The organism is Paenibacillus sp. MAH-35 (genome assembly GCF_058135425.1).
In genome coordinates this window covers 258,338-273,663 of sequence record NZ_JBYUPU010000006.1, presented here as the reverse complement: position 1 = coordinate 273,663, position 15,326 = coordinate 258,338, and the positions used below count along the sequence as shown (strand labels likewise).

The window sequence follows — 15,326 nt, the reverse complement described above, 5'->3', positions numbered from 1 at the left end:
GCAGGCTGCGGCCTGCTGTCCCGTCATCTGTTCATCCATTAATCCAATCATCCATTAATCCAATCATCCAATCATCCATTCATCCGTTCCAAGCAAATCGCCGCACTACTTGTTCTTCGCTTCGGCGATCGCTTTCGCCGCCGCCTCTTCGGCGTTGCGGAATGCCGTGTTAATATCGATCTCGCCTTTCGCTATTAGACCGATATCTTTCGTATATGTCTTTTCGACCGCTACGTCATAGATCGATTTGTTCGATATGGGAGCGAAATTGTTATAAAACACGGAAGCAAAGTTTTTATCCTTATACTCCGTATCCTGGGCATACGCTTTCTGGACGGCTTCGTTTTTAAGAACGGGCATCGTTCCTTTACGTGAAATCTCCATCTGATACTCGTCGGAGATCAGGTATTTCAGCACTTCCATCGCCGCCTCTTTCGATTTGGACAGCGAAGTGACCGTGAAGTACGAAGGATACGACTGCGAGCCGACGTTCTGAAGCTCTTTGAAGGTAGGCAGCGCGACCATTTCCCAGTTCATCGTTTTCATCTCCGGCACGGTAAACGGCATCTGGGACAAAAAGACGAACATGCCGAGATACTGGTCCTTCGTCAGCGCGTCGCGATACGGCAGCGCATTTTTCAATTCGGTAATTTTCGCTTTATAACCGGCATCCTGGGCCGGATCGATTATCGTCGCCTGGTACAGCCGTCTCCACTTCTCGTTTTGGATCGTCGGCTTGTCGGTTTGCATATCGACATACGGAAGCGAGAACTGATTCATCCGGAGCATATGCGAGCCCGATACGGCCAGTCCGATATATTGCTTATCGCCGTCGGTCCGGTTCAGCTTGCGGGCGATCTCCAGCGTCTCGTCCCACGTCATGCCGTCCTTCGGATACGGCACCCCGAACTTATCGAATACCGCCTTGTTATAAAATAAAGCCAGGTTGTTCGTGTACACAGGCAAACCGTACATTTTGCCGCCGGATATTTGCTTCATCGCATCGACGACCGTCGGCTCGAACCGGTTCAGATCGACCGAATTTTTCTTGATCAGCTCGGACAGATCGTACTCCAGCTTGTTGACCAGCAGCCCTTCGCTGAAATTGCCGATCGAATCGTAATAAATATCGATCGTCGTCCCCGCTGCCAGCAGCTCCGGCAAAGTGCTCCCTTTTTGGGCGCGGATATAATTGATTTTATAATTAGGAAATTTTTTGCGGATCGAATTGCCGAACCTTTCGTTAAATACTTCATCCGTATCTCCGGCCATCGTGAAAAAATTAAGTTCCGCAGGCGTCTTCGTAATATCCGGTGCGGACGGCTGGCCTTTCTCTCCATTCTCTGTCTGGCCGGCCGATTTTCCGCCGCCTCCGCAAGCGGTTGCAAGCAGCATCGCAGCCATAACGGTCGAAGCGACCAAAGCGCGTTTAACAGACATGCTGAACCCTCCCTTTAGTAGATGCTTCCTAATGGTTCCGTTCTTATTCATTGATGTGTCGAACCTGATCACAAGCTGATCTTATTGGCAAATCACTTATACGTATGTGTTACCTGTTGCCGCGGACTGCCCATGCCCGATTGCCCTGCCTAATCGCAGCGAAATCCGTTTTATGACGCCCGATTATCCAGTATATTCGTGACTTCTATATACCTCCTTCAGTTGACCCCGATTTGATAGAAATCGATTTCTCGGTTTCAATATATCATGTATGCGGTTACTTTTCAATCATAAAGAATGCGTATTCTCAAATTATTTCGCAGCCGTTTTTCACCCCTCGCCTTTTTTATTTACAATAGCCGAAGTCCGCTTTATACTAAAAATGAGTGATTACTCACTTTCGTGAGGAGGGCGATTATTTATGCAAAGTGTGGCTTGTATTCGGCTCGATCAGGTCTGCCGAACATTCGGAAGCAAGGAAGTGATCAAGGAGATTTCGCTTCAAGTGGGCCGCTCGGACATATTCGGATTGCTGGGACCGTCTGGCTCCGGCAAAACGACGCTTGTGAAAATGATCGCCGGAATCGACGAGGCGACAAGCGGCGACGTATATGTGCTGGGCGAACGCATGCCCAAACTGTCGCATATGCAGCAGATCGGGTACATGGGTCAATCCGATGCGCTGTATGCAGAATTAACCGCACAGGAAAATCTCGAATTTTTCTGCGCTTTGTACGGTCTCGGCGGAGCCGATAAAAAGCGCCGCATGCAGGAGGTTATGGAACTGGTCAATCTCGGCGCTCATATGAAGCAACAGGTCGCCCGTTATTCCGGCGGGATGAAACGAAGGCTGTCGCTGGCCGTCGCGCTGCTCCACCAGCCGCCGGTGCTTATCCTGGACGAACCGACGGTCGGCATCGATCCCGTCCTGCGCCAATCGATATGGAGCGAGCTGGAGCAGTTAAGTCGTTCCGGCACGACGATCGTCGTCACCACCCACGTGATGGACGAAGCCGAACGGTGCGGGCAGCTCGGGATGATTCGCGACGGCACGCTTATCGCCGCAGGTACTCCCGAAGCGCTCAAGAAGGATACCGGTTCCGCTACGCTGGAACAAGCATTTTTGCATTTCGGAGGTGCCGCCTCATGAGAATCCGCGCACTGGTCATCCGGATTTTGCGCCAGTTTTGGCATGACAAACGGACGCTCGCGCTTATGATTGTCGCGCCGATGCTCGTACTTACTTTAATGTCGCTCGTCTTTAACGGCGATACGTTCCGACCGGCCCTTTCGGTCGGCGGGCTGCCCGAGCCGCTCGTTCAGAAACTGGAGCAGCGCGGCGCGGACATCTACCGCTATACTCCGGAAGAAGCGGAGACGGCTTTGGCGGACGCGCGAATCGATGCCATCGTCACCCTGCAAGGCTCGGCACCTGTCGTGAAGCTGGAAGGCAGCGACCCGACGGCCAACCGAGCGGTGCTTCTGCTGCTCCAAAACGTGCTCCAGGACCTGAATCCGGCAGCGGTCGCTCCCAAGCCTGCCGTCACTTATTTGCACGGATCGGCGGAGATGGCGGCTTTTGATCATTTCGGCCCTGTGCTTATCGGGTTTTTCGTCTTTTTTTTCGTATTCCTTATATCCGGCGTATCGTTTTTGCGCGAAAGGACGGGCGGGACTTTGGAACGGCTGCTCGCCACTCCGATCCGGCGCTGGGAGATCGTGGCCGGTTACATTTTAGGATTCGGCCTGTTTACGATGATTCAGTCCGCCCTGATCGCCTGGTATGCGATCCACGTGCTGGGCATGATGATGGCCGGCTCGTTCTGGTACGTGCTGCTCGTTACGCTGCTGCTCGCGGTTACCGCTTTGGCGCTCGGCACGTTTTTGTCGGCATTTGCCAGCAACGAGTTTCAGATGATACAATTTATACCGCTGGTTATCGTTCCGCAAGTGTTTTTCTCCGGCTTGTTTAACATGGACACGATGTCCGTCTGGCTGCGCTGGCTGGGCAAGTGCATGCCGCTTTCGTACGGAGCCGACGCGCTGCGGAATATTATGGTCCGGGGCCAGGGCTGGTCCGATATTGCGGCTGACGTCTACGTGCTGCTCGCCTTCTCGGCCGTGATCATGTTCTTGAACGTGCTGGCGTTGAAAAAACACCGGCGGATCTGATTGATCCCGAAAACCGCAAGGAATTACTTGACCCTTATATCGCACCGGGAGGAGGCCCGCGCCCTATGTCGGACCAGATGGAGTTATGGCTGCAGGAGCAATTGAAGTTTTACGACGAGGATGAGAAAAAAACGGAAAAGCAGCTGCGAATCTTATCGGCTGCCATCGAAGTATTTGCCGAGAAAGGGTATGCGGCGTCCTCCACGAGCGAAATCGCTCAAAAAGCGGCTGTCGCCGAAGGTACGATCTTCCGGCATTACAAGACGAAAAAAGAGCTGCTGCTGAGCATCGTGGCGCCGATGATGACCAGGTTACTGGCCCCGTTCGTGCTTCGCGATTTTACGAAAGTGCTTGACGCCGACTATGCTTCCTACGAACAATTTCTGCGTGCTGTAATCGTGAACCGCATCGAGTTCGTCAAAAAGCATTTGCCGGTCGTTAAAATACTGCTCCAGGAGATTCCGTTCCATCCAGAGCTGAAGGAACAGTTTCTCGATGCTGTAGCGGGACAAGTGCTCGGACGATTGACGCCGATCATCGAAAAGTTTCAAGCGAACGGGCAAATCGTCCCGATTCCGTCCAAGACCGCGCTGCGATTGACAGGTTCGGCCATCCTCGGATTTTTGGCGATGCGATATATGCTGCTGCCCCATCTGGAATGGGAGGACGAGAAGGAGATCGAGCACACTATCCAGTTTATTTTGTACGGATTATCCACTTCGGGACGTCCCGGTTAACGAAAACCGTCCAGTAAAAGCGGCCGGATGGTCCTTTTGACGTGTAAACCCAAATACGTATGCGCGTGGAAGGGAATGGGTATCGGGCTCCATCCGCTCGCCCTCAATCGTGTTGTCTTTTTGAGGTTTTACGGTTACAACACGACTTCAAATGCGGACCGAATGTGAATTTGGCTAGCTTTATGCCCAATTCACACCCAAACTTTACGCTCCAATACCATTCCCTTGGATTTCTTACGAGCTGTCTTCTACTTCAACACTGAAGCACTTAACATTCTAGTAAATTATAAGCGTCCGGACGGTCTTTGGCATACAACCCCCTACGTTTGTAAGTAGACAGGAATGTGTAGCTTCACGCCAGCTGCCACCACTGTCGTGTTTGTCAATTGGAGTTGATGTGACAACAACCGGCTTCAACTAAAGCCAGTGAGATTTCTTCCGGAAGTATCACTTCCGTTATTTGTTTCTTACAGCAGGAAATCGGCGCATAACGGAACTATTTGTTCCGCTATTTTCAGTTAAATCGCTTTTATCCCCCTAAAAAGCCAAAATAACGGAAATCAAATTTCCGCTATAGCAGGAAAGTTACACGTTATACGGAAATACCGGAAGTCAATCTTCCGCTACTCTTTGGATGACCGTTCAACCTCATGCACACAGTTGATAAGCTTCGGCGCAAGGAAACGGAATTCCCTTCCCTGGCCGAAGCTTTTGTATGTTATGGCGCCTTGACAGGAACCGCCGGCTTCTTGGTCTGGAACGACAGAGCCATATCGATGTACGGCTGCCCGTCGTCCAGCTCCGCGACGTCCTGGCGTCCGTCCCCGTTCATATCGCAGACGAGCAGTTCCCCGTCCGAATGCCCCCAAGGACCCATTCGCGAGGACAGCTCGAATTGCAGCGGACCGGTCTGCCGGTATACGGCAAACGTTTTCTCCTCCCGGTTCCAGAACAAAATATCCGTCTTCCCGTCCCCGTTAAAATCCCCGATCTTCACCGTGCCGTCCTCTCCGGTCGGGATATCGAGCTGCAGCACGCGGCGTTTCCATTTCGGCGACGTCTCGTCGGGACTCAGCTCGATCCATCTCGAAGAATGAGGGAACGGGATCAGCAGCGATTCGTTGCCGTCTCCGTCCAGGTCGCCGGCGACCAGCCGTACGGGAAGTCTCCGGTCCCAGGGACGGGGAGCCAGCGGCTGCAGCTCGCCTTTTTTGAACGAGAAGCTCTCCAGCTGATTGTTATCCGCCGTCTCGCCCGCGATGATCCATTCGCCGCCGTTTCGTTTCAGGGCATACATCGAGCTCCATCCCGGCTTGCCCGTTTTCCAGGAACGGCCCGGCACGAAGCTGTCTCCGCTGGAACGGTACGACTCCAAGGTGCCGTCCGTGCGCATCACCCACAAGTCGGCTTTTCCATCGCCGTTATCGTCCAGAAGCGTCCAGGAGTCCCCTTTCGTATAGGGCAGCCGGCCCCATACTTTCGGCGCACCGGAGCTTTCGTTCCGCAGCCCCCGGAACTCGCCGCTTTTAACGGTCACTTGTCCGCTCTGGCGGTCCCAGACGACGACATCCGCCTGACCGTCTCCCGTCACATCCGCGGCCGACACCGCTCCCTCCATCCCCGTGCCGACTTTGACGCTATGCGCCGGAACGAACGGGATATAGTCCGTAATCGGGACGAAGCTGTAGCCTTTATCCCTAAGACGGCTCAGCAGCTTTTGCAAATTGCTCTTATCCGACGCCGGATAGCGGTACAGCGGCAGGCCGTCCTGAATGACCGGCTCCCCCGACTCGTCGGTAACCGGAACCAAATGACCAAATTCGAGAAAAGGATGATAAAAAAATGAGGGCAGCTTATCCGATTTGTCCAGTTGGTTCATGATGATGTCGGAATCCCGGTTATAAGGAATATAAGAGAACGGTGTCGGCACGTAGATCGCGCCAAGTGAGGACGAGCCGTAACCTTCGTTTCGCTCCGTCTTGTATTGCGTATATAACGTGTTGGCATTCTGATGAACGTCGGCTTGAAAATGAAGCCCGAAATAATTGCGAAACACGGCGTCCTGCTCGGGAAGCGTCCGGTAATGGGGTGCTTCCCAGAAATAAGGGAACAAGCCGGCGCGGCGGAGAGTCTCCGCACCCTCCTCTACTCTTCGGGAGGCGAACTGTGTCGTTAACGTCTCTGCGACGTCGGGGACGTAAAACTCGTCGCCGATTCCCGACTCCTGGTATCCGTCCGGACGGACCGTATCGCCAACCTGATGCGTATACCCGTGCATCCCGATCACAGCGCCCGATCTCGCCGCATTGTGCAGCAGAGCCGCAAACGACCGCGCATATTCGTTATCCGTCTGGTCGATCGACACGTCGTATACCGTGCCGTCCTTCAAGACGTTTTTCCAGCGCGGGATAACCGCAATCTGATAGGGAACGTCCCGTTCCTTCAATAAAGTAAACACGGCCCGCAGCTTGCCGAGCTGTTCCGCACCCTCGTACTGTCCTCCCGGACCGACGTCCTCAAGCCGGATCATGATCTGCTTCGGCCTGTTGTCGTTGCCTACGGCGGACTCCAGGTGCAGCATGTACAACATAACGAATACGACCGCTGCGGCTATCAGAATACGCGAGCGGGGTCGAAGCGCGGTCAACGAACGTTTCACAGTTGGTCCCTCCAGATGCTTGAACAAAATCCCCCATGGAAACCGGTATAACTCCAAGTCCTATCTATAAACAAAACGCACGGCAGGCAGTATGGTAGTATTATAGCTTAAACCGCTTACATAAATCATCAAAAAAATCCTCTTCGTCCGTTACAAGGAAGAAAAGGATTTTCGGGTAACGCGAATGTCCGGCCGGACCTCGTGATCGTAGGGTTCTATTCCGCTTTGAACGGTTTCAGGTTTCCGTTAGAATTCGACACCACAGGGATCATCTTTAAAGCGCGAGTCATCGGCGACAAACAAAGGCGGCAAGTGGGCGTGCTCTCGAAAGCAAAGTCGTCTCTCATCCATCCGTTGCAAGCTTCCTTCGTACAGGACCAGATTTCCGTTTCCTCGAGCGGCAGCTCTTCCGTAAACCGTCTGCGTTTGTTCATCTCTCTCACGTACCCCTTCCGATTGTAGTGGACCCTTTCTGTATGAAAAAAAGCCGCCCATACAACGAGGCAGGGCAGCTTTTACTACTCTTGTCCGGTGTTACAGCTTCACAACGTTCTCAGCTTGCGGTCCGCGGTTGCCTTGTACCACATTGAATTGAACTTGTTGACCTTCGTCAAGCGACTTGTAGCCTTCGCCGACGATGGCGCTGAAATGAACGAAAACGTCATTTCCGCCTTCCACTTCGATAAAGCCGTACCCTTTTTCAGAGTTGAACCACTTTACAGTTCCCGTTTGCATGGAAATCGCTCCTTTCTGAATAAACTAACATGTTCTGTTTTTTACGACAGAAGCCTGGAATCCGGTTCAAAGCAGAAGCGATTGAACGATCAGGAACATCTGCAACGAAAAAAATTCACATATTGATAAAGGTACCATAACGACGGATGATAACATTTATCGATATGCGAATTTCAAAAAATTCCATTTCCATATCCCACTATACTACATTTACCAGTAAGTTGTCAATCCATACGATGCACCGGCCTGTCTGCTTTTCGCGAACAGCCCCCGGTTTCCGAATAGGCCCGGGCTTGCCTGCAACGGCCAAATAATGATGTCGACAATTTGAAGCAAATACGATAGAATCATTATAGATTTCATATTTATGAAATCTTTTCTATGGAGGGTGAATCCAATGGAACAACAAGCGCCAAAAGTTAAATCTGCCGATCGCGTCCTGGATATTTTCGAATTGTTCACCGGAGAGAAAGATTCGTACAATTTGACGGAAATATCCAAAAATCTGAACATGCCTTCCAGCAGCACGTATCTGATTTTGCAAAACATGCTCAGCCGCGGATATTTGGAGACAGACCGGTCCGGCAAGCAGTTTCGTATCGGCTACAAATTGTTTGCGATTCGTTCCGGCTATATGCGCAACGCCAGCTTAACCGGAGAATTCAACTACATCGCCGAGAAGATTATCAACAATCTGAACGAGACGGTCAGTTTATCGATAAGAACCGGCAATCAGCTTTTATATATCGGAGAAAAGGTGAGTACACATTCGCTCCGGTTTAATCCGAGTCTCGGCGTAACGCTGCCCCTGCATGCCACCGCGTCGGGCAAAATTTTGCTGGCCGATCTGTCGGCGGAGGAACTGCGCGCCTTGTACCCGTCCGACGAATTGGAGAAAGTGACGAGCAAGACGATCTCCTCCTTCTCGGACTTGCTCAAAGAGCTGGACAAAGTCCGCAAGCAGGAATTCGGCTACAACATGGGCGAGACGGTCGACGGCGTACACTGTGTCGCCGGGGCGGTCAAAGATATGGACGACCGTGCGGTCGCCTCGATCAGCATCTCGATCCCGGTCGTGCGCATTACCGGCGAGGTGTGGGGGAACGTGCACGATTGGATCAGACGCTCGTGCGAGGAGCTTAGCAACAAGGTATACCGCCAAAATTAACAGGCGCGGAGGGGGCGACTCCGCTTCGCTGCCCTCACCCGCCCCGCTTCGGGGCTGTCCCGGAAATGCTCGCATGTCAGGGATCATCCCCATTTCCCAATCGAAAGGACAAGGACCTCAAATTCCACTGTAACGTGGAGGCCGAGGTCCTTTTTCTCCAGTCAAACCGGTTCTAAGCGGGGCCCGAATCATCGCGGCCTGACTGTTGAGTTGAGCCCCCCTTTTTGACGCAACGCGCCGTGCCGTCCTATTCGACCAGCCCCGTACGCTCGATTCCTTCCGTAAACCAGCGCTGTGCGATGAAATAAACGAGCAGCGGCGGCAAAATAATCAGAAACGCGGCGGCCATCTTGGGCCCTTCCGAGACCGGATCTTTTCCGACGGCTACGCTTAAGCTCAGCGACTTGTTCCCGAGCAGCTCGGTCGACAGCTCGTTCAGGCGCAGCGACAGCGGAATGAAGTCTTTGCTGAGAAACATCGACGGCTCGAAATGCATATTCCAATACCAGACGAACGAGAACAGAAACACGACAAGGCAGGCGGAGCCGGCAAGCGGCATCATGATCCGGAAAAACAACCGGAACACGGATGCCCCGTCCATCTTGGCCGCTTCCTCCAGCGCTTTCGGCTGGGACAGGAAAAACTGCCGGAAGATGATAATGAACAATGCCCCGCGCATCCCTTGGCCCAGTATAGCCGGCACGAGAAAAACGAGCGGCGTGTTCAGCCAGCCGAGCTTGTTGAAAATCATATACAGAGGGATGATCGTAATTTCCGGCGGAACGAGAAACGTAATCAAAATCAAGACGAAAAACAGCGATTTCCCCGGAAACCGGAGGCGGGCCAGCGCATACCCGGTAAGAGCGCAGGAGAACACCTGGAACAAGGAACCGAAAAAAGCGATAATAAACGTATTGGTAAACGCTTCCGGGTAGCGGAGCCCTTTCCACGCATCGGTATAGTTTTGGCTGTGCACGCTCCTGGGAATCAGTCCGACTACGGGATCAATCAAGTCTTCCAAACTTTTCACGCTGGTGGAGACCATGTAAATAATCGGTTTCAAGTACAGGAAGGCGATGACCGACAACAGGACGATGATCACCGTTTTTGCCACGTATCCGTCATTCACGTTTGGACCGAGCAGCAGCTTGCCCACCCGCTGCGCCCGGCGGCTCTCCGTGAATCGCACCGCCTCCAGCCTCACTTGCCGGTATCGCTCCGTCAACCTCATCGCAGCTCGCCCCTTCCTTTCGTCACCCGATACGTCAGCCCCACGGTCACGCCAAGCAGGATCAGGATAAGCAAGAAATACAACCACGCCTGAGCGCTCGCATATCCGTACCCCGTGGTCGGGGAGAACATATTGTTTTTGACAATTTGCAGCACGGGATTAAACGGGAACGTGAACAGATCGACGATCGTAAATACGGCGTTTAACCCGATAAAGGGCAGCATGCCGGGAAACGTAATCTTCCAGAAGCTTTCCCACGGGGAAGCGCCGTCTACTCGAATCGCTTCATAGATCGATCTGGATATCGTCTGGAAACCGGCTAGGAAGATGAGGATCTGGACGCCCGAGTACCATAATATAATGACCGCCCGGCTCAGCACATTCATCACGGTAGCCGCCGTCCGTTCGCTGAAATACTGCTGGACGATCGCAGCCACGTTGTACTGCTCGAGAAACGGCATCTCCCCCGCGCCTTGCGCGAACAGCTCCAGCAGCACTTGCCCTGTTGCAAATAAGACCGGGAGAAAAAAGATCGCCCGCATCAGCCCCCGGCCGGGAAACTTCTGATTCAGCAGCAGCGATACGAAAAACGAAAAGATCAGGATGAGCGGAATGATCATCAGCATCTCCTGAAACAACGAGAACAGGACGATCGGATAAGCGTTATCCGTCACCAGCATTCGCTTGTAATTGTCGAGGCCCACCCATTCGTACTTGAAGCTGCCGCTGGACGGCGTTACTTTATTGAAGCTGTTGTAGAGCGACCAGCCGACCGGAAACGCGACGAACCATGCAAAACCGACCAGCCACGGCAGCATGAACAAATATCCGATTCCGTAATCTTTCAGGAGAAGCTTGATGTATCCCAGGCGCCGTTCCGTCTTGCTGACCATCTAGGCTCCTCCTCCTTTCGCTACGTCGAATCGTTTCGTATTGTAATTGACGGTCACGCTCGTTCCGTCGGCATAGGTCGTCCTGTAGACCCCTTCCGAGACCCGCTCGTGACCGGTCATCGGTTGATGGTAGACGGCAGCGAGCTGATTGAACTTCCGGTACTCCTCGATGATCCGGTCTTTCCAGACTGCATATTCCCCGCTGTATATATGGCTGTAATCGGTGTCCTTCAAGACGCGGCTTTCCGAGTAGGTCAGCCTGAAATACGGAACGGCACCGTATTCGATCGCTTTCAGCAGCTGCTCGTCATACACGTCCCGCAAATTGCCGGCCGCCGACGTATATTCCACCGACCCATGGAGCGCCATCGGGTAAAAAGGCACCGTCTCGTCGATCATCAGGTCGTAGCTGGAGCTGAACGGCAGCTCTTCGATAAAGCTGACGTGTCCGAGCGAATAGTCGTTGCCCCGGACCACTCCGACCGTCCCCAGCCGGTGGCGGACATAATCAAGCAGTTCACGGTAATAGTAGGAGGTATCCTTTCTCGCCAGGGGAGAGGAAGGATTGAAGTCGCTGAACACTTGATCGCCGGGGCCTTCGACATAATGGATACCGTCCACGCCGAGCCCCTTCAACCGGTCGACGACGTCTTTTTGCCCGCGTACGGCCTTCACCGGATCGACGATGAACCGGCCTTCGCGGTCTTGCAAGACGGCCGTATCGATCCCGCGGATGCCGTCCGACTTGACTTGGAAGCGGCTGTAATCCGGATGTTTCCACGACATATAATCCTCGAACAGCACCTGGATGCCTTTCTCATGCATCGCCTGGATGAATCGCTTGGCTCCCTCGGTTCCTCCAATCTCCGGCACGACGGGGAAGCGTTGATCGGACCGGGCGTATCCGCTATGCTGCCAGCCCTGATACGTCACGCGGATGTTGCCCGCACCCAGCCGCATCAGTTCGTCCACCATGCTCTCCGCTTGTGCGAACGTGGTCGCCGTCTCGTACCGGCTGCCGCCGAATCGGGGCTTCGTCGCTCCGCCTATAAACGACAGCTGCATCGGGACTTGATCGACCGGTTTCAGCCCGGCGGCGAGCGCGCCCCCTTCCTTCAAATAAGCGCGGTACGCCTGCGCCATCCCGACGTAGCTTGCGGCATCGCCGGACAACAGCCGGTATTCCACGCGCCGGTCGTCCTCATTCCGGTTTTTTTGAATCGTGCCGACGACATCCTTCGTAATCCCGCTCACTTTGCGCCCATACTCCTGCCTGTAGCTGAAGTTGGCGCTCACCGTATTGTAGCTCGAAATGTTGCCGGGCAGGACCGCTTTGACCGAGGCAGTATACTGCCCCTCCTGGACGATCGCGGCGAACGCTTGCGTTCCGCGCTTCAGGCCGAATACCGGAAAGCCGATCTGCTCGCGCGGCGTCTTCCTCTCCCGCTCTTTCAGATGCGACGGGTCTTCCCCGTAGACCGGGAACTCGTAGACGGTTCCGATCGCCGGCCGCTTGCGGTCATAATAGACGAGCCCCCCGGGACCGTCCGGAACGAATAAATAACCGGTCTCTTCCGCCTTCGAAACGGCTCCGAAAAAAGGCAGCACATTAAGCGCAAACAATCGGGCTTCTCCCGTTTCGGCAATTCCCGAGCTGGGGACGGACACTTCGAACCCGCTGTCGGTTATCCGGTACTGCAGCACGAAAGAGATGTGCAGCTCAGTGTGAGTATAGGTGACCTGAATGCCGTCCGTTCCGATCCGGGTGTACCGGGTCGTCATTTTCGGATCGAGCGCATTCGTGACCGAACGTTTCGTCTCCGTTCCCGACGTGTATTCGAGAATATAGGGGGACTGCATATTTTCCAGCAGCGTCCCCTTTACCGTCTCCCCGGCAAGTTTGCCGCCCGGCGGATTGCTTCGCCACAAGTAGCCGTTTTGTTTGTTCAGCACGGCGATTTGACTCGTCATCGGATCGAGCCGCAGCGAGAATCGGCTGTTCTCCGCCACCGTCGCGTAGCCTTCCGGATCGACCGCCGCCGGCTTCCAATCCTCCCCTTGCGCTACAGACAGCCTAGCGGCGGCAGGAATCTCGATGTTCATCGCTTCCAGCTTCGGCAGCGTATCCCGGTTTAACGCCCACAGCAGTACGATCGCCAGAACCGCCGCAGCTGCCGCGATCAGTTGGATGCCCCTTTTCGGATGCACAGGCCATAGCCGTCTAACCATTAAACGTCACCTCCCGGTAGATCTGTTCCAGAAAATCGTACAGGTTCATACCGAGCCCGGTCATGATGACCGCAAACACCCACATAACCCCGATCGTAAATACGGTGATGCCTGCATTTTTGATCGCTTCGGTAAAATCGAAATTATGAATGACCTGGGTCATAACGAACAGCAGCAGTACGATCCAGATCCACATGAGCTGATGAATCAGGTCGATCAATATCCATTCTTCGAGCACGGCGACGTTGGAGAGCGCAATCGCCGGGATCTGCATCACCATATAAGGAACGATCGCATAGGTGCTGGCCTGCAGCACTTCGCGAAACCGCCCTTCCCCGCCCTTCACGGAGCTGACCAGGTAGTTCGCAATTACCCACGTCGCCCATGGCACCAGGAGCAGGCCCAAAGACCATTTCAGGTTATAGCTGCCGAGATCGAACGGATACGCGATAAAACCGGAACCGAATATGGACAGCAGATGGACCCCGACGGCAAGAGAGCCGATCAGCAGCAGCACGAACCAGGAAATTTGCCGATCCTTCAACCGGTAAAACCCTTCATACGGGTGGAAAATCAAATAAATCGCATCCTTAAGCTCGGCCGCATAACGCTCCAACCCCCGGGGCCATGTCCGGCTGCGGACGAACGCCCTTCCCTTCCTCCCGAGAAAAACGAGCGCTCCGATCCCGGCAGCCGTTGCCAGAGCCGCTATGAAGAAGTGGTCCTGAATCCATTCGTACCGCAAATTCCAGAAGGCGTCCGAATATCCTTCGGGGTCGTACGATTGCTTGAAATAATACAACGCGTCGTCATACCGTTTCTCGTGCAGGGCGATTTTGCCCAATCCGTTAAACGAGATGTTGAGCATCCCGTTCTGACGGACGACTTCTTCCCAGTACGCCTTGCTTTTGAAATAATCGCCCTCGTAGTAAAGATGGGCCGCCGTCATAAAAGCGTCGCCGAAGCTCGTTCGCTTAAAGACGTGAATCAGATTGGAGCGGCTGTCGGCCAGCCATATTTCGTTTCGTCCATTGATTGCGATACTGCTGGCAAAGCTCGTTACCCCGATCTGCCGGGCGTTTTTGTCACCCTCGCTGAAATAAAACAAAACGCCGCCCATCGGGTCGTAGATCGAGATTTCATTAAACTGCCGGTTCATCCCGTACAAAAAGCCGTGGCCGTCCACGGTCATATCGACCAGCTGCGTTTCCCCGAACTCTTTGTTTTTGAACGCGTCGGAGCCTCCGGCGTTCAGCTTTTTGATCTGCCCGTCGTTAAGTGCGGTTGCGGTCGTTGTGAACAAAAAGCCGTCTTCGGACAAGGTGACGTTTGCGATCGAGTCCGGGCGCTTCGCGACCTCCTGAGCCAGCTGCACCTGGTTGAGCACCGTCCGCTTCAGCCGGTCCATCCAACTCAGCTTCGCTTTGTTCGCCCCGAAAAACCCGGTAAACTCGCCTTCCGGATTCATCCGCAGCAAGCCCTGATATGTGTCTTTTATGACGACATACAGAAACCCGCGGTTATCCACAACCAGTTTGGTCGGAATAAAAAAGTAGTCTTTCCCCAGCACGCTGGAGTCCGGCTTGGCGAACACCTTCAACAGGCTGCCGTCCGGCGCATATTGGACAATCGTCTCCCCGGCGGTATTGGCCGCGTAGATCGTACCGTCTGCAGCGACGAACACGCCCTCCGGACGGCTCAGCTTGCCCGGCCCCTCCTCCTCGCCGATCGTACGGATGAATTGTCCGGACGGACCGAGCTCGACGATGCGATCGTTCCCCGTGTCGGCGATGTAGACGTGGTCGTTGCCCGCTATGAACAGGTCGCTTGGCGCGGAGAACGGCTTCTTCATCAGGTTGCCGTCGATGATGCGGTCCGGTACATATAAAGGCTGAATCTGATTCATCTCGCCGGTGACCGGATCGACATAATACGTGCTGTAGGGCAGCTTGGCCCATGCCGCCTGCGGAACCAGCAAGCTGAGCAGACATAAGACGGTGAGCATAGTCACAGTGGTTATCATCCCACCGGATGCGGCGCGTCGGATCATCGGAAGCCCTCT

General features: G+C 54.1%; 12 protein-coding genes. 4 read left to right on the top strand and 8 right to left on the bottom strand.

Annotated features, from left to right (window positions below):
- Nucleotides 1-105: 105 nt before the first annotated feature.
- Entirely contained in the window at nt 106-1,440 is a 1,335-nt protein-coding gene (locus tag AC3Y2E_RS09190) for an ABC transporter substrate-binding protein (RefSeq protein WP_379209344.1), read from the bottom strand.
- A 421-nt stretch (nt 1,441-1,861) separates the two neighbouring features.
- On the opposite strand from AC3Y2E_RS09190, the gene AC3Y2E_RS09185 reads away from it, so the two are divergent.
- From AC3Y2E_RS09185 to AC3Y2E_RS09175, 3 genes are all read left to right on the top strand, one after another.
- A complete protein-coding gene (locus AC3Y2E_RS09185) occupies nt 1,862-2,590 on the top strand; it encodes an ABC transporter ATP-binding protein (protein WP_379209342.1) in 729 nt (242 codons plus the stop codon).
- Complete coding sequence (locus AC3Y2E_RS09180) at nt 2,587-3,612, top strand: ABC transporter permease (RefSeq protein WP_379209340.1); 1,026 nt, start codon at nt 2,587-2,589, stop codon at nt 3,610-3,612. The genes AC3Y2E_RS09185 and AC3Y2E_RS09180 overlap by 4 nt, the downstream gene beginning before the upstream one ends.
- A 65-nt stretch (nt 3,613-3,677) precedes the next feature.
- Nucleotides 3,678-4,349, top strand: coding sequence for a TetR/AcrR family transcriptional regulator (locus AC3Y2E_RS09175; RefSeq protein ID WP_379209338.1), 672 nt, complete (start codon nt 3,678-3,680; stop codon nt 4,347-4,349).
- Nucleotides 4,350-5,067: 718 nt separating this feature from the next.
- On the opposite strand, the gene AC3Y2E_RS09170 is transcribed toward AC3Y2E_RS09175, so the two are convergent.
- From AC3Y2E_RS09170 to AC3Y2E_RS09160, 3 genes are all read right to left on the bottom strand, one after another.
- Nucleotides 5,068-7,008, bottom strand: coding sequence for a DUF2334 domain-containing protein (locus tag AC3Y2E_RS09170; RefSeq protein ID WP_379209336.1), 1,941 nt, complete (start codon nt 7,006-7,008; stop codon nt 5,068-5,070).
- A 215-nt stretch (nt 7,009-7,223) separates the two neighbouring features.
- A complete protein-coding gene (locus AC3Y2E_RS09165) occupies nt 7,224-7,442 on the bottom strand; it encodes a cold-inducible protein YdjO-related protein (RefSeq protein ID WP_190926382.1) in 219 nt (72 codons plus the stop codon).
- Nucleotides 7,443-7,542: 100 nt separating this feature from the next.
- Nucleotides 7,543-7,743, bottom strand: a complete 201-nt coding sequence (locus tag AC3Y2E_RS09160) for a cold-shock protein (RefSeq protein ID WP_332072911.1) — start codon at nt 7,741-7,743, stop codon at nt 7,543-7,545.
- Nucleotides 7,744-8,140: 397 nt separating this feature from the next.
- Here AC3Y2E_RS09160 and AC3Y2E_RS09155 point away from each other — a divergent pair, with 397 nt between their 5' ends.
- Entirely contained in the window at nt 8,141-8,911 is a 771-nt protein-coding gene (locus tag AC3Y2E_RS09155) for an IclR family transcriptional regulator (protein ID WP_379209332.1), read from the top strand.
- Between the two features lie 247 nt (nt 8,912-9,158).
- Here the strand turns inward: AC3Y2E_RS09155 and AC3Y2E_RS09150 are convergent, their stop codons facing one another.
- From AC3Y2E_RS09150 to AC3Y2E_RS09135, 4 genes are read right to left on the bottom strand one after another with little or no spacing between them, the layout of a single operon-like run.
- A complete protein-coding gene (locus AC3Y2E_RS09150; protein WP_379209330.1) occupies nt 9,159-10,142 on the bottom strand; it encodes a carbohydrate ABC transporter permease in 984 nt (327 codons plus the stop codon).
- Nucleotides 10,139-11,035: a carbohydrate ABC transporter permease gene (locus tag AC3Y2E_RS09145; protein ID WP_379209328.1), complete on the bottom strand. Its 897-nt coding sequence runs from the start codon at nt 11,033-11,035 to the stop codon at nt 10,139-10,141. The genes AC3Y2E_RS09150 and AC3Y2E_RS09145 overlap by 4 nt, the downstream gene beginning before the upstream one ends.
- Nucleotides 11,036-13,264: a DUF5696 domain-containing protein gene (locus AC3Y2E_RS09140; RefSeq protein WP_379209326.1), complete on the bottom strand. Its 2,229-nt coding sequence runs from the start codon at nt 13,262-13,264 to the stop codon at nt 11,036-11,038.
- Nucleotides 13,257-15,269, bottom strand: a complete 2,013-nt coding sequence (locus AC3Y2E_RS09135) for a YIP1 family protein (RefSeq protein ID WP_379209466.1) — start codon at nt 15,267-15,269, stop codon at nt 13,257-13,259. Before AC3Y2E_RS09135 ends, AC3Y2E_RS09140 begins: the two co-directional genes overlap by 8 nt.
- Between the last annotated feature and the right edge of the window lie 57 nt (nt 15,270-15,326).

What these genes read in the sequence shown, in the direction of transcription:
- AC3Y2E_RS09190 (WP_379209344.1), bottom strand. Translation starts at nt 1,440, where the DNA reads ATGTCTGTTAAACGCGCTTTGGTCGCTTCGACCGTTATGGCTGCGATG.
- AC3Y2E_RS09185 (WP_379209342.1), top strand. Translation starts at nt 1,862, where the DNA reads ATGCAAAGTGTGGCTTGTATTCGGCTCGATCAGGTCTGCCGAACATTC.
- AC3Y2E_RS09180 (WP_379209340.1), top strand. Translation starts at nt 2,587, where the DNA reads ATGAGAATCCGCGCACTGGTCATCCGGATTTTGCGCCAGTTTTGGCAT.
- AC3Y2E_RS09175 (WP_379209338.1), top strand. Translation starts at nt 3,678, where the DNA reads ATGTCGGACCAGATGGAGTTATGGCTGCAGGAGCAATTGAAGTTTTAC.
- AC3Y2E_RS09165 (WP_190926382.1), bottom strand. Translation starts at nt 7,442, where the DNA reads ATGAACAAACGCAGACGGTTTACGGAAGAGCTGCCGCTCGAGGAAACG.
- AC3Y2E_RS09160 (WP_332072911.1), bottom strand. Translation starts at nt 7,743, where the DNA reads ATGCAAACGGGAACTGTAAAGTGGTTCAACTCTGAAAAAGGGTACGGC.
- AC3Y2E_RS09155 (WP_379209332.1), top strand. Translation starts at nt 8,141, where the DNA reads ATGGAACAACAAGCGCCAAAAGTTAAATCTGCCGATCGCGTCCTGGAT.
- AC3Y2E_RS09150 (WP_379209330.1), bottom strand. Translation starts at nt 10,142, where the DNA reads ATGAGGTTGACGGAGCGATACCGGCAAGTGAGGCTGGAGGCGGTGCGA.
- AC3Y2E_RS09145 (WP_379209328.1), bottom strand. Translation starts at nt 11,035, where the DNA reads ATGGTCAGCAAGACGGAACGGCGCCTGGGATACATCAAGCTTCTCCTG.
- AC3Y2E_RS09140 (WP_379209326.1), bottom strand. Translation starts at nt 13,264, where the DNA reads ATGGTTAGACGGCTATGGCCTGTGCATCCGAAAAGGGGCATCCAACTG.
- AC3Y2E_RS09135 (WP_379209466.1), bottom strand. Translation starts at nt 15,269, where the DNA reads ATGCTCACCGTCTTATGTCTGCTCAGCTTGCTGGTTCCGCAGGCGGCA.